The organism is Geothermobacter hydrogeniphilus (genome assembly GCF_002093115.1).
Lineage (GTDB): Bacteria > Desulfobacterota > Desulfuromonadia > Desulfuromonadales > Geothermobacteraceae > Geothermobacter_A > Geothermobacter_A hydrogeniphilus.
In genome coordinates this window covers 14,474-27,810 of sequence record NZ_NAAD01000022.1, presented here as the reverse complement: position 1 = coordinate 27,810, position 13,337 = coordinate 14,474, and the positions used below count along the sequence as shown (strand labels likewise).

General features: G+C 60.4%; 9 protein-coding genes. All 9 read right to left on the bottom strand.

Annotation, left to right across the window (positions count from 1 at the left end; all coding sequences use genetic code 11):
• Positions 1 to 9: 9 nt before the first annotated feature.
• The 9 genes from B5V00_RS14290 to B5V00_RS14250 all read right to left on the bottom strand — a co-directional run bounded on the left by B5V00_RS14290 (position 10) and on the right by B5V00_RS14250 (position 13,322).
• Complete coding sequence (locus tag B5V00_RS14290; RefSeq protein ID WP_085011498.1) at positions 10 to 210, bottom strand: 4Fe-4S binding protein; 201 nt, start codon at positions 208 to 210, stop codon at positions 10 to 12.
• A 224-nt stretch (positions 211 to 434) separates the two neighbouring features.
• A complete protein-coding gene (mdh, locus tag B5V00_RS14285) occupies positions 435 to 1,391 on the bottom strand; it encodes a malate dehydrogenase (RefSeq protein ID WP_085011497.1) in 957 nt (318 codons plus the stop codon).
• A 123-nt stretch (positions 1,392 to 1,514) separates the two neighbouring features.
• Positions 1,515 to 3,740: an NADP-dependent isocitrate dehydrogenase gene (locus B5V00_RS14280; RefSeq protein ID WP_085011496.1), complete on the bottom strand. Its 2,226-nt coding sequence runs from the start codon at positions 3,738 to 3,740 to the stop codon at positions 1,515 to 1,517.
• Between the two features lie 250 nt (positions 3,741 to 3,990).
• The gene (locus tag B5V00_RS14275; protein WP_245803986.1) at positions 3,991 to 4,680 is read right to left on the bottom strand and encodes a LysM peptidoglycan-binding domain-containing protein; all 690 of its coding nucleotides are present in this window, start codon (positions 4,678 to 4,680) and stop codon (positions 3,991 to 3,993) included.
• 62 nt (positions 4,681 to 4,742) lie between these two features.
• The gene (gene aspS, locus B5V00_RS14270) at positions 4,743 to 6,533 is read right to left on the bottom strand and encodes an aspartate--tRNA ligase (protein ID WP_085011494.1); all 1,791 of its coding nucleotides are present in this window, start codon (positions 6,531 to 6,533) and stop codon (positions 4,743 to 4,745) included.
• Between the two features lie 171 nt (positions 6,534 to 6,704).
• Complete coding sequence (gene hisS, locus B5V00_RS14265) at positions 6,705 to 7,928, bottom strand: histidine--tRNA ligase (RefSeq protein WP_216355494.1); 1,224 nt, start codon at positions 7,926 to 7,928, stop codon at positions 6,705 to 6,707.
• A 147-nt stretch (positions 7,929 to 8,075) separates the two neighbouring features.
• Positions 8,076 to 9,491, bottom strand: a complete 1,416-nt coding sequence (locus B5V00_RS14260; protein ID WP_172399768.1) for an adenylate/guanylate cyclase domain-containing protein — start codon at positions 9,489 to 9,491, stop codon at positions 8,076 to 8,078.
• On the bottom strand, positions 9,484 to 11,949 hold the full coding sequence (locus B5V00_RS14255) for a tetratricopeptide repeat protein (RefSeq protein WP_085011491.1): 2,466 nt from the start codon (positions 11,947 to 11,949) through the stop codon (positions 9,484 to 9,486). Before B5V00_RS14255 ends, B5V00_RS14260 begins: the two co-directional genes overlap by 8 nt.
• Before the next feature lie 2 nt (positions 11,950 to 11,951).
• Positions 11,952 to 13,322 carry a GGDEF domain-containing response regulator gene (locus tag B5V00_RS14250; RefSeq protein ID WP_085011490.1) on the bottom strand — a complete coding sequence of 457 codons (1,371 nt, stop codon included), beginning with the start codon at positions 13,320 to 13,322 and terminating at the stop codon, positions 11,952 to 11,954.
• Between the last annotated feature and the right edge of the window lie 15 nt (positions 13,323 to 13,337).

The window sequence follows — 13,337 nt, the reverse complement described above, 5'->3', positions numbered from 1 at the left end:
CTCTAGTGGTTAGGCAATTTTTTCGACTTTGATAGCGAAATCCGGGCAGCGCAGTTCGCACTGCATGCAGGCGATGCAGGCATCCGGATTGGCCACCTTGACGGTAAAGGCGTCCATGGCCAGAACCTTGGTGGGGCAGAACTCCACGCAGATGCTGCAGCCTTTGCAATATTTCTCGATGACCTCGAGCTTACCTTTGGCCTTGCTCATTCCTGTCTGTCTCCTTTTTGTAAATGGCTCCGGCGGAGCGGGTCAAAACGGCGGAATGGTACCACAAACGGCGGATTTGGAACAAGAAATAGTGTCTGTGTCATGCCGCTTTTCAGGCAGATTTAAGGGTTGTTACAGCCTGCTTGAAATTTCTCCGCGCGGAAAAGCAAAGAAGGGCAATGTAACCATTGCCCTTCTTTGCGGTTTTCAACGTCAACAGGGCATCAGAGGCCGAGGCTGTCGACCAGTCCCTTGACCGCGTTGACGGAATTGTCGAACTGGGCCTGCTCTTCGGCATCGAGGCTGAATTCGATGATTTTTTCGACCCCGCCGGCGCCGAGAACACAGGGGACACCGACATAGTAGCCGTCAACACCGAACTCGCCGTTGAGCATGGCGCAGGTCGGCAGGACCCGTTTCTGGTCCTTGAGGATCGATTCAGCCATGGCGATGGCCGAGGAAGCCGGGGAGTAGAAGGCGCTGCCGGTCTTCAGCAGGGCGACAACTTCGCCGCCGGCACCCTTGGTGCGCTTGACCATGGCGTCCATGACTTCTTTGGCTTTTTCGGCGCTGCCGTACTTTCTTTCCAGCAGTTCCATGACCGGAATGCCGTTGACCGAGGCGTAGCGGATCAGCGGTACCATGGTGTCGCCGTGGCCGCCGAGGGTCATGGCGTTGACATCCTTGACCGAAACCCCCAGTTCCCAGGCGATGAAGGCCTGGAAGCGGGCCGAGTCGAGGACGCCGGCCTGACCCATGACGCGGTTGGACGGGAAGCCGGTAACCTTGCGGCAGAGGGTGACCATGGCGTCGAGGGGATTGGAGATGACGATAACGAAGGCGTCGGGAGCGTTGTCACGGATGCCCTCGGCGACCGAGGTCATGATCTTGGAGTTGACCTCGATCAGGTCATCGCGGCTCATGCCGGGTTTGCGCGGCAGGCCGGCGGTGACGATGACGACGTTGGCGCCGGCAATATCCTTGTAGTCGTTGGCGCCCTTGAGTTCGACGTCAAAGCCGTCGACCGGGGACGCTTCGGCAATGTCGAGCATTTTGCCCTGGGGCATGCCTTCGACGATGTCGAACATGACGACATCGCCGAGTTCACGCAGCGCGGCGAGTTGAGCGAGAACACCACCGATTTGACCACCACCGATCAATGCAATTTTTGGTCTAGCCATTTTTCTCTCTCCTTTGGGATTTATTTCGCCGGCCCCAGCGGGGCCGGCACTGGTACGAACAGGGTTGGAATCCGGCGCCGGAAATGTCGGCAGTGCCCACAGTATACACGGCTCCGGGGGCTGTCAAGAGATTGCGTCGATAATGGCGTTGAGCGTGGCACTGGGCCGCATCGCCGCCTCGGTTTTGGCATCGTCGGGATGGTAGTAACCACCCAGGTCGACCGGGGCTCCCTGCGCGGCCAGCAGTTCGGCATCGATCTTTTCGACGTTCTTTTCCAGCTCGGCAGCCACCTCGGCGAAACGGGCCTTGAGTTCGGCGTCCTTGTCCTGGGCGGCCAGGGCCTGGGCCCAGTAATAGCCGAGATAAAAGCTGCTGCCGCGGTTGTCGAGCTCATTGACTTTCCGCGAAGGCAATTTCTGGTTTTCCAGGTAATTCATGATCGCCTGGTCGAGGGTTTCTGCCAGCACCGCCGCCTTCGGGTTGCCGTCCTTGTCGGCGATCATCTCCAGGGACGGGACCAGGGCGCAGTACTCGCCGAGGGAGTCCCAGCGCAGGTGACCTTCCTCGATGAACTGCTGGACATGCTTGGGGGCGGATCCGCCCGCGCCGGTTTCGAACAGGCCGCCACCGGCCAGCAGCGGGACAATGGAGAGCATCCGGGCGCTGGTGCCGAGTTCGAGAATCGGAAACAGGTCGGTCAGGTAGTCGCGCAGCACGTTGCCGGTCACCGAGATGGTGTTCAGCCCCTTGCGGACCCGCTCGCAGGAGAATTTCATTGCCTCGACCGGCTCCATGATGCGGATATCGAGGCCGCTGGTGTCATGGTCCTTGAGGTACTTTTCGACCTTGGCGATCATCTGGGCATCGTGCCCGCGTTTTTCGTCGAGCCAGAAAATAGCAGGTTCGCCGCTGGCTTTGGCGCGGGTGACCGCCAGTTTGACCCAGTCCTGGATCGGGATGTCCTTGGCCCGCGACAGGCGCCAGATGTCGCCGGTTTCGACGGCGTGTTCCATCAGCACGTTGCCGGAGGCGTCGAGGACGCGAACGGTTCCGTCGAACGGAATCTCAAAAGTGGTCGGGTGGGAACCGTATTCTTCGGCTTTCTGTGCCATCAGGCCGACATTGGCGACGCTGCCCATGGTGGCCGGGTCGAAAGCGCCGTTCTTTTTGCAGTCATCCAGGGCCACCTGGTAGAACCGGGCGTAGCAACGGTCGGGGATCATTGCCTTGGTGTCATGCAACTGGTCATCGCGGCCCCACATCTTGCCGCCGTCGCGAACGACGACCGGCATCGAGGCGTCGATGATGATATCGTTCGGAACATGCAGGTTGGTGATTCCCTTGGCCGAGTTGACCATCGCCAGTTCAGGCTGCTCTTTGTAGACCGCTTCGATGTCGGCTTTGATCTCGGCCTGTTTCTCTTCCGGCAGATTAGGCAGCCGGCTGTAAAGATCGCCCAGCCCCTGGTTGGGGTTGAAACCGATCTCTTTCAGGGTGTCGGCATGTTTGCTCAGGGCTTTTTCGAAGAAGACCGAAACCGCGTGGCCGAACATGATCGGATCGGAAACCTTCATCATGGTCGCCTTGAGGTGCAGTGACAGCAGGACTCCCTGCTCTTTGGCATCGGCAATCTGCTCGGCGTAGAAGGCGCGCAGGGCCTTTTTGCTGATGAAGGTCGCGGAGAGAATCTCGCCGTCCAGTGAGGTGAGACCATCCTTGAGGATGGTGGTGCTGCCGTCCTTGCCGGTCAGTTCGATCTTGAAATCGCCACCCTTGTCGACAGTCACCGACTTTTCATTGGCGTAGAAATCGCCGTCGTTCATGTGCGCGACATGGGCCTTGGAGTCGCTCGGGAAGGGTTTCATCATCCGGTGGGGGTTTTTCTGGCCGAACATCTTCACCGAGGCGGCGGCACGACGGTCGGAGTTTCCTTCACGCAGCACCGGGTTGACGGCGCTGCCGAGGCACTTGGCATACCGGGCCTGGATGGCTTTTTCCTCTTCCGTCTTAGGCTCTTCCGGGTAGTCCGGCAGGTCATAGCCCTGCGACTGAAGTTCGGCGATTGCCTCCTTGAGTTGCGGTACCGAGGCACTGATATTCGGCAGCTTGATGATGTTGGCTTCCGGCTTTTTGACCAGGTCCCCGAGGAACGCCAGATTGTCCGCGATCTTCTGTTCTTCAGTCAGGTTGTCGGGGAAGGTTGCGATGATGCGGCCGGCCAGCGAGATGTCGCTGGTTTCGACGTCGATACCGGTGCCCTTGGTGAAGGCTTTGACAATCGGCAGCAGCGAATAGGTCGCCAGGGCCGGAGCCTCGTCAATTTTGGTCCAGATAATTTTTGATGCCATGTCTCTCTCCTTGGTAAGTCTGGTCTTGGGTGGGCCAGTGGCCACATGGAAGACTGAATGACCTGTTAAACGACGTTTTTTTCGTCTTTCGGGTAGAATGGATGCAGTTGCCCACTGTTCTCGAAAGAGTGTATACAGTATACAAGGGTTTTGGACCTGTCAAGGGGAAATCAGCCCCCGCGTTACTCCCTCAAACGGCATTTCAGAGGAAGCTGTCGGCGACAGTCGCGCGGAGCGGGGGGGAGAGGGGTCAGTTGGTTGGAGCCGGTTTCCCGGACAGGGGATAAATGCCGCTGGTGCGGGCTTCCGCACGCGCCGCGTTCTTGTCGTCGGTGGTGAGTTTGCGGGGAACGATCAATTCCTGGCCCGCATAGATTTTGCGCGGGTCCGTGATCTGGTCGCGGTTCGATTTGTAGAGCAGGGGCCAGAGCAGTTCGTCGTTATAGACTTCGGGCCGGGCGGCGATCTGCCACAGGGTTTCGCCGGCTTTGACCGTATAGTGGTTGACGGGGGCGGGCGGCTCCGGTTTGGGCTTCGGTTTCGCCTTGGCGGTCCGCCGGTGTTTCTTTTTCTGCGCCGCGAGTTCCTGTCGGCGACGCAGTTCCTCACGCTGTTTCTTTTTCAGGCGTTCCCGTTCAATGCGGGCGCGTTTCTCCCGTGCCGTTGCGGCCGCCAGTTTTGCCTGTGCTTCTGCCGTCGAAAGAATATCACGGGCCGCTTTGTATTCCCCTCGATCGCTGAGTCGTTCAGCATTGCGCAACGCCGCGCGGGCCGCCTGGTAGTCATCCCCGGCCAGTTCCATTGCGCCCGCGGCATAAGCCCTGGCGACAGCCTGGCGGGCGGCTGCCAGTTCCGCCTGCGGCGGCTTGGCGCACCCCGCCAGCAGGATGATCAGGGATATGGTCGCGGGCAGCAGCAGTTTTTGAAGTGGTTGCAGCATGGGCATTGTCAGCCGGTGATGAGGAAGCGTCCCCCGCCGGGAGCGGGGGACGCCGTATCGATTCAGGATTTGGCGCGCGCCGCCAGCCGGATGCCGAGGTCGCGCAACTGGGCCGGGTCGACTTCTCCGGGAGCCTCCGACAGCAGGCAGGTTGCCTTCTGGGTTTTCGGGAAGGCAATCACGTCGCGGATCGAGTCGGTGCCGGCGAGGATCATTGTCAGCCGGTCAAGGCCGAAGGCGATGCCGCCGTGCGGGGGAGCTCCGTAGCTGAGCGCGTCGAGCAGGAAACCGAATTTGAGCTGTGCCTCTTCGTCATCGATGCCGAGCAGGTTGAACATGCGCTGCTGGATCGCCTGGTCATGGATACGGATCGAACCGCCGCCGATTTCACTGCCGTTCAGAACCAGATCGTAGGCCTTGGCCCGGACCTTTCCCGGATCGCTGTCGAGCAGCGGGATGTCCTCATCGAGCGGCGCGGTGAAAGGATGGTGGACGGCAACGTGGCGCTTCTGCTCCTCATCCCATTCAAGCAGCGGGAAATCGGTAATCCAGACGAAGCGGAAGTCGCCCTTTTTGACCAGGTCCAGTTTCTGGCCCAGGTGCTGACGCAGGCGGCCGAGAGCCTGGTTTGTGGTGGCCGGTTTGTCGGCGACGAACAGCAGCAGGTCGCCTTCGGCGGCACCGAGAGCCTGCTCGATCGCCCGCAGTTCCTCGGGCTGGAAGAACTTGGCGATCGGCGACTGCCAGCCGTCGGCGGTCATCTTCACCCAGGCCAGGCCCTTGGCACCGTAATTGGCGACGAATCCGGTCAGGTCATCCAGTTCCTTGCGTGACAGGCCGGAGCCGCCCTTGACATTGATCGCCTTGACCATGCCGCCGCTGCCGGCGACGTCGGCGAAGACCTTGAACCCGCAGCCCCGGACGATGTCGGTGATTTCAACCAGTTCGAGGTCGAAGCGCAGGTCGGGGTTGTCGACGCCGTAGCGGTCGATCGCCTCGGCGTAGGCCATGCGCGGCATCGGCAGGCTCAGTTCGACGTTGATTGTCTCCTTGAAGACACGGGCGATCATGGCTTCCATGATGTCCATCACGTCGTCGCGGTCGACAAAACTCATCTCGCAGTCGATCTGGGTGAACTCCGGCTGCCGGTCGGCGCGCAGATCCTCGTCACGGAAGCATTTGACGATCTGGGCGTAACGGTCGAAGCCGGACACCATCAGCAACTGCTTGAACAGCTGCGGAGATTGCGGCAGGGCATAGAACTGACCGGGACTGACCCGGCTCGGTACCAGGTAGTCGCGGGCGCCCTCCGGAGTGCTCTTGGTCAGCACCGGGGTTTCAATGTCGAGAAATCCCTCTTCGTCGAGGTAGTTGCGCACCGTGCGGGTGACCTGATGGCGCATCATCAGGCAGTGCTGCACCGTCGGTCGGCGCAGGTCAAGATAACGATACTTCAGTCGCAGGTTCTCGGCGACGTCGGTATATTCATCGAGCATGAAAGGCGGGGTCTTGGCCTGGTTGAGGATGCGCAGTTCGGAAATCTCGATTTCGACCTCGCCGGTCTTCATCTTCGGGTTGACCGTTCCTTCCGGGCGAGGGGAAACGGTGCCGATGGCGGCGATAACCCATTCATTGCGGATCCGGTCAGCTTTGGTGTGCGCTTCCGGGTCGCGATCCGGGTCGAGGGCCAGCTGGACGATGCCGGTCCGGTCGCGAAGGTCGATGAAAATCAGTCCGCCGTGGTCGCGGCGGCGCTGTACCCAGCCCATGATGCAGACCTTGCTGCCGATATGTTCGGCGCGCAGGTCGCCGCAGTAATGGGTGCGTTTCCAGCTGCCAAGAGTGTCGTTCACGGAATATGTCCTCCGAAAGAGTCGATATGTTGGGTGCAGCCGCCCTTGCGGGCGAATTGCTCATTATAAAAATGCCCGTTCAGGGCGTCAAGACCAATGGTAAGTCCCAAATCCACCGGCGGTTTTGGGCAAGTGAGGGCAACGCCGCAGATGGACGTTTTCATCAGCCTGTCAGGTGAAAAGTGTCCGCAGGGTATCGATGTCGAGGCGGACCTCCTGCTGGCTGCCGTCGGCCATGGTGCGCAGCTGGGCGTTGCCGCGGGCCAACTCATCCTCACCGATAATCAGCACTCGCGCCGCGCCGAGTTTGTCGGCCCGGCGCAACTGGGCCTTGAGGCTGCGGCCCTGGTAATCCATTTCCACTTCGATCCCGGAACGTTGCAGCAGAGACATCAGCCGGAAGGCCTCGTCGGCTGCCGCCTCGCCGAGTCCGGCGATGAACAGGGCAGGGGCGGAGGGCTCCCGGTCGGCAGTCTCCTTGAGCAGCACCAGGCGCTCCAGTCCCATGGCGAAGCCGATGCCGGGCAGGTCGGGGCCGCCGAGCTGCCTGATCAGCCCGTCGTAGCGTCCGCCGGCGGCGACGGCGCTCTGGGAACCGAGGCGGTTGGTCAGCAACTCAAAGGTGGTTTTGCAGTAGTAATCAAGACCGCGGACCATGCGCGGGTTGACGGCAAACGGCAGCCGCAGATTTTCCAGGTAGCGGCGGACCCGGGCGAAATGATCCTCGCATCCGCCGCAGAGATGGTCGAGAACCGAGGGCGCGTCGAGAGTTGCTTCTCGACAGCCGGGAACCTTGCAGTCAAGGGTCCGCAGCGGGTTGTTGCGATAGCGACGGCGACAATCGTCACACAGACTGTCGAGCCGTTGTTCGATGAACGTGACCAGGGCCTGGCGGTAGCCGGGTCGGCATTCGGGACAGCCGAGGGAGTTGATCTGCAGCTCAACGTCATCGATGCCGACTTCATCGAAATAATTCACCAGCATGGCCAGCAGCTGGGCGTCGATTTTCGGATCGTCGACACCGATAACCTCGGCGCCGATCTGGTGAAACTGGCGGTAGCGTCCTTTTTGCGGTCGTTCGTGACGGAACATGGGGCCGCAATAGTAAAGCTTGGCGATCGGGTCGGCGGCATGCAGCTTGTGTTGAATGAAGGCGCGCATGACCGACGCCGTGCCCTCCGGACGCAGGGTCAGCGAATGCCCCCCCTTGTCGGTGAAGGTGTACATCTCCTTTTCGACAATATCGGTGGCTTCGCCGATGGAACGGCAAAAGAGCTCGGTCTTTTCAACCACCGGCACGCGAATTTCACGGAACCCGTAAGTGGAAAAAACCCTGCGGGCCGCCTCTTCCAGTTCCTGCCAGACCGGGCTGTCGGCAGGCAGGATATCATTCATCCCCTTGACGCCTGTGATACTCAACGTGGGTTCTCCTTGCTGAACGGGTGGATCTGAGCCTGAATCAGGCTGAAAACAGGCCGCCCGCCTGGTGGCGGGCGGCGGGGCACTATCATCGTCGCAGCCGGGCTGCTTGTCAAGTCTGTCTCAACCGGCTTCGCCCTCGGCGGTAAATCGCAGTCTGTTGACACGGTAGACATCAACCGGGTGCTCCTTGCCTTTCAAGGTCATCGGCGGCATGGCGGTCGCCTCCACCTGGTCCCGCACCCTCTCCCAGGTCGCGGCCGAGATGAGGATTTCACCGGGCCCTGCCAATCCCTGCAGGCGGGCGGCGACGTTGACGTTGTCCCCGATGACCGTATATTCCATCCGCCGGGCCGAGCCGATGTTGCCGGCGACCACCGGGCCGGTATTGATGCCGATACCCATTTCCAGGGCCGGCAACCCCTTTTCCGTCTGCGCGCGGTTGAAATCGATCACCGCGCGCTGCATATCGAGGGCGCACTGCACCGCCCTCAGCGGATCGTTGCCGAGGCTGATCGGAGCACCGAACAGGGCCATGACCGAGTCGCCCATCAGTTTGTCGACCATGCCTTCGTTGTCGACGACGATGTCGATCATTGTGGTGAAGTAGGCGTTCAGCAATTCGAGAATCTGTGCCGGCGGGAGCCGTTCGGCAAGGGTGGTGAAGCGGCGGATGTCTGAAAAGAGGATGCTGACCTCTTTTTCTTCCCCGCCGAGCTTGATGTCATCCCGATGTTCGAGAATGATCCGGGTCAGAGGTTTGCTGAGGTAGCGTTCAAAGGTGTTCTTGATGAACTCTTTTTCCCGCAGGCTGGCGGCCATGTCGTTGAACGCCGTGGTCAGGACGCCGATTTCGTCGCGCCGCTTCAGGTCAATGTGCTGATCGAGATTGCCTTCGCCGATGGCCTTGACCCCCTTGACCAAGGCCAGCACCGGGCGAATGGAAAATCCGGCGAGAATAAAGGCGGCGATTGAACCGGCGAAGAGTGCCACCAGGGCCAGCAGCGCCATGCGGTAACGCATGGCGAGGATTTCATTGCGGATGGGGGTTTCAGACAGGCCGAGGTGTATCTCCCCCAGCAGCACCGGGGTTTCTGCCACCGAGTAGACCGGAACCTGCAGGTCAAGAACGGCATCTCTGCTGCCGATAATACGGATCACCCGGTAGCGGTCGCCCTGCTTGACGACTTCATTTCGCGGACTGGACGTGAAGTCCCTGCCGACCCTGCTCACGTCATCGGCGGCGCGGATTTTTCCTTTGAGATCGACCACCAGCGCGTAATCGATGCCGGGAGCCTTGCGGGCATTTTTGACCGCCGAAAAGAGATACAGGTCATCTCCGGTCAGCAGCGGGTCTTCGGCATTGAAGGCAATCGCCCGGGCAATGCCGAGTCCTTTGTCGATATTTTCCCGGTAGAGAGAGTGGCGGATATTCTGTTCCAGCAGCACGACCACGGACAACATCAGCAGGCCACCGAAAAGTGCCAGCAGCAGGGCGAACTTGAAGCGCAGGCTGGCGAAGAGACCGGTATCAGCCATTGCTGAACGCCTTGAGCTGGGCCAGCTTGCGCTCGGCTTTTTCAATGTTGAGACGGGCTTTTTCATGTTGCGGCTGCAGGGTCAGGACCTGTTGCCAGCGGGTGATGGCATCCCGGTAGTGGCCGCTGGTATAAAGTTCGATGCCTTCCAGATAGAGTTGCTGGGCATCTTCCGGTTCCAGTCCCTCTTTCCGAATCGTTTTCAGGCGCTGCAGCTGTTTCCCGGCGGCGGTGTCGTAGGGGTCAATGCCGCGGGCTTTTTCCAGGGCCCCGGCGGCGGTCGTGTAGTCACCCTGATCAATGGCCCGGGTGGCTTTGGCGACCAGCTCGCGGAGTTGTCCGGAGAGTGCCTTGCGGCTCTGCTTGAGGCCGGAGACCGCCTGCGGGTTGCCCGGATCCAGATCCAGCACCCGGCGGTAGCTGGTCAGCGCGGCCTGGTATTGACCGGTGGAATCCTGTGCGGTGGCGGTTGCCAGGTTTCTGCGGACACGTAACGCGATATCGGTTTCCAGCTCCCGGCGGCGATCGGCGATGGTCCTGTCGTTCGGCGCCACCGCTTCGGCTTTGGCGAGCAGGGTGCGGGCCTTGTTCAGTTGACCGGCTTCACTTGCGGCATAGGCGGCTTTCAGCAGTTTGCCGACCTTCCGGTCTGCCGTTTTTTCCATCTCGACCAATTCTGCCTTTAACTGCGGGCTCGGTTTGAGCTGCAGGGCTTTCCGGTAATGGCGGCGCGCCACTGAAAATTGTCCCGCCTGGCGGGCTCGCCTGGCCCAGTGCAACTCCTCGGAGACCAGTGAACTGACCAGCGCTTCGGTACGTTCGAGGCCGGCATTGGCAGCCCGGTTTTGCGGGGAGATGGTCAGGGCCTGTTGGTAAACACGACGGGCCTCACTCAGCTGTCCGTCCTCAAGCGCCCGCTCTCCTTTGTCAATCAGGTTGTCCACTTCGATCTTGCGTTGCTGCTCCAGGTCAGCCATCCCGCCGCGGGCTGCGGTATTGTCCGGTTCGAGTTGCAGCACCTGACGGTAAATATCGCCCGCTTCACGATTCGACCCGGCCTGTTTCAGGCTGGCCGCATCGGCCAGCAGGGTTCTGATCTGTTTCTCCAGTGCGGCCAGAGCCTGTTGCTCAAGTTTCAGACCGGCTGCATTTGCCGGTGTCAGGTCGAGTCCCTGCCGGATGGTTTCCAGGGCCAGTCGCGGCTGACCGGCCTGCAGGGCTTCCTGCCCGGCGGCAAACCGGCGCGAACTTTCTGTTTGCAGGTCCTGACGGCTCTGGTCGAGATAGGAGCGGGCCATGCCGTGTCCCGGATTGATGCGTAGGGCGGCTTCCAGTTTTCTGATCGCCGCCGGCAGGTTTCCCTGACGATACAGCGCGCGGCCCTGCTGGAAATAAGTTTCCGAGGCGCCCTGGTCGGCTTTCTGCAGGTTGAGATTGGCGCCGACATGGGTCGGGTCATGTTCGAGGACCTGCAGGTACTGTTCGCGGGCCTGTGGATACTGTTTCAGGGCCAGGTGGATATTGCCGGTCAGGTAGTGGGCCTGGGTTTCGGTATCGGGCGACCGGCCCAGGAAATCGGCCGCCGGCCGCGCTTTTTCGGGTTCACCGGCATCCAGCAGGGCGGCCGCGCTGTTATAGACCATGGCGGTCAGGCTGCTCTGCATATCGTCCGGGATCGTTGCCGCGGATCGGGTTAACAGGTCGATGGCGGCCGGGTAGTCCTGGCGCTGGTAGGCGAGATAGCCGAGATAGTAGCCGCACAGGGCACTGTCGGGTTCGAGTTCCCGGGCCTGGAGAAAGAATTGACGGGCGGCGTCAGGCTGTTTTGTTCCCAGTGCCTTGAGCCCTTTGTTGAAACGGATACTGTAGAGGGCGGTGCGGGCAATGTTGTCATCGGGTTGTTCGGTCAGAACTTTCTTCCATTGTTCGGCGGCCTTGTCCGGCTGCCCCTGTCCGAGATAGAGGTCGCCGAGCAGGCGGCGCGCCTCGGTCGCGTTTTCTGAACGGGTGATGACGCGGTGCAGCAGGCGGATCGCGTCCGCGGGCTGATCGGTGTCGATGTAGATAAGAGCGAGATTGAAGTAGAGATTGGTCAGCGGGAAGAGGTCGGGTTGTTTGTCCGCTCCGAGATCTTCGGCGCGTTCGAGATAGAGCAGGGCACTGTCGGCGTCACCGAGACGGCTGTAGGCGAGGGCGAAATTGTAATTTGCCTCAACCGAATCGGAGAATCCAGGATAGGCGGAGCGAAATTCCGTAATTGCATCCCGGTCGCGTCCCTCGATCAGCAGGGAGACTCCCAGATAATAATGCAGCGACAGATTGTCCGGATCGACCGTGAGGGCCTGTCGATAGCGTTGAATGGTTTTTTCGGCGAGGGATGAGGGGGCGGTTTCGACAGCCGGAAGGGGCGGGCCCGCCAGCAGCAGAAACAACAGGCAGAAGCCGGATATCCTTAACATGGTCAACGATCGAGGTCGCCCGCGCTGCGGGTTACGTTACGGACCTTTTTGCCGAGGTACATGGCCTTGTCAGCCAGTTCGAGAACCGCTCTTTTGTCCTGGGCGTCTTTCGGGTACGTGGCATAGCCGACACTTGCGGTGAGTTTGAAATCCTGTCCGAGTTCAGCCAGGAAGATGTGTTGCTCAATGGTGCGACGCACCCGTTCCGCAACAACGGGTGCCCCTTCGAGGCCGGTTTCGACAAGCAGCGCGGTAAATTCATCGCCGCCGTAGCGGAAGGGAACATCCACCTCGCGGATGCATTTGCGCAACAGCCCGGCCACCTCTTTCAGAGCTTTGCTGCCCGAGAGATGACCGTGGGTGTCGTTGACGGTCTTGAAATGGTCGATGTCGAGAAAGATGATCGAAAATTCGAGGCCGTAGCGTTCGGAACGGCGGATCTCCTGTTCGAGGACGATATCAAGGTAGCGCTGGTTGTAGAGCCCGGTCAGGTCATCGGTATAGATCAGTTCCCGCGCCCCCTGGTAGCGATAGGCGTTGTCGAAGGCGATCCCCGCCTGTTCGGCGAGAAAATGGAGGTTTTCCTGCGGTAGCGGATCCGGCAGAGTCTGGCCCTCGGCATTGACCAGAACCAGCATCCCCTTGATCGTTTTCTGGCTGCGCAACGGGAAAAGGCAGCAGTCGCGGACGTCCGGCGGCCAGTCGATACCTGGCGGGATATCTCCGGAGGTCAGGATACGTGGCTGGTTGAGGTCGGCAAAGTGCCCGCGCAGGGATTCGGCCAGGGATTTGGCCTGAAGTTCTTCGATCTGCTGGCAGCCGAAAAGTCTTTCGACCTTGTTGCCGTTGCCGAGGAAGGCAAACCCCCGACTGGGACCGATTTCCTTGGACAGAGAGACAACGGTCTGGGCGAGGAGTCGCTCGATTTCCAGGATGCCGGCCAGAGATTGTCCCTTCTGGAACAGTCGAATCTGGCTTTTCAGCAGACCGTTTTCATCCAGCAGTCGGCGTTGTTCAAGACAGGTTCTTACCAGGTGCCTGAGTTCTTCCGGGTTGAAGGGTTTGATCAGGTAGTCGCGGGCACCGTTTTTCAGGGCCTGGATAGCTGTTTCAAGGGTGGCGTGGCCGGTGGCGAGAATAACATCGGCTGGATTTTCCATGGCGCGGGCCTGACGCAGGACTTCCAGGCCGTCGAGACCGGGCATGATCATATCGGTCAGTACCAGGTCGATGCCTCCCTGGCGGATACGGCCCAGCGCGGCATCACCCGATTCGACGGTTTCCACCAAGTACCCGTCTTCAGTCAGAATTTCAGCATAGAGGCGGCGAAAAAAGAGCTCATCATCAACCACCAGAACAGTCGGGCCCGGCATCAGGTTTCCCTCCAA

Coding starts and splice junctions, on each gene's coding strand:
- B5V00_RS14255 (WP_085011491.1), bottom strand. CDS start 11,949: ATGTTAAGGATATCCGGCTTCTGCCTGTTGTTTCTGCTGCTGGCGGGC.
- hisS (WP_216355494.1), bottom strand. CDS start 7,928: ATGAATGATATCCTGCCTGCCGACAGCCCGGTCTGGCAGGAACTGGAA.
- B5V00_RS14260 (WP_172399768.1), bottom strand. CDS start 9,491: ATGGCTGATACCGGTCTCTTCGCCAGCCTGCGCTTCAAGTTCGCCCTG.
- B5V00_RS14275 (WP_245803986.1), bottom strand. CDS start 4,680: ATGCTGCAACCACTTCAAAAACTGCTGCTGCCCGCGACCATATCCCTG.
- B5V00_RS14250 (WP_085011490.1), bottom strand. CDS start 13,322: ATGCCGGGCCCGACTGTTCTGGTGGTTGATGATGAGCTCTTTTTTCGC.
- mdh (WP_085011497.1), bottom strand. CDS start 1,391: ATGGCTAGACCAAAAATTGCATTGATCGGTGGTGGTCAAATCGGTGGT.
- B5V00_RS14290 (WP_085011498.1), bottom strand. CDS start 210: ATGAGCAAGGCCAAAGGTAAGCTCGAGGTCATCGAGAAATATTGCAAA.
- B5V00_RS14280 (WP_085011496.1), bottom strand. CDS start 3,740: ATGGCATCAAAAATTATCTGGACCAAAATTGACGAGGCTCCGGCCCTG.